At 55.3% G+C, this 300-nt stretch carries 1 protein-coding gene; it reads left to right on the forward strand.

The annotated features are described in order from the left end of the window. Positions 1-124: 124 nt before the first annotated feature. A partial coding sequence (gene ruvX / locus P0G09_RS18910; protein WP_275253443.1) for a Holliday junction resolvase RuvX occupies positions 125-300 on the forward strand: 176 nt, incomplete at its 3' end.

A 300-nucleotide genomic window follows, 5' to 3' on the forward strand; every position in this document is an offset into this window, starting at 1 on the left:
CTTTGGCATATCGGGTCAGCCCAGCGCAAGGGATAATAATTGAGTTTATTGTACCGCAAAATTGAAGAAAAATCTATTCTGTGGTAAACTGATGAAAAACAGCAAAGCAGGAGGGGCTCTCCCCATGAAGATTCTAGCAGTTGATTACGGTGCCAGCCGCACGGGGCTTGCGGTCTGCGACCCCACCGAGTTCCTGACCACGCCCATCAACCCCCAGATCACCCTGAAGGCCCGGCCCAAGGTGGCCGCCGAGGTCTGCCGCATTGCCCAGGAGCAGAAGGCAGAGCTCATTGTGGTGGG

Source organism: Faecalibacterium sp. DFI.5.82 (assembly GCF_029076575.1).
GTDB lineage: Bacteria > Bacillota > Clostridia > Oscillospirales > Ruminococcaceae > Faecalibacterium > Faecalibacterium duncaniae.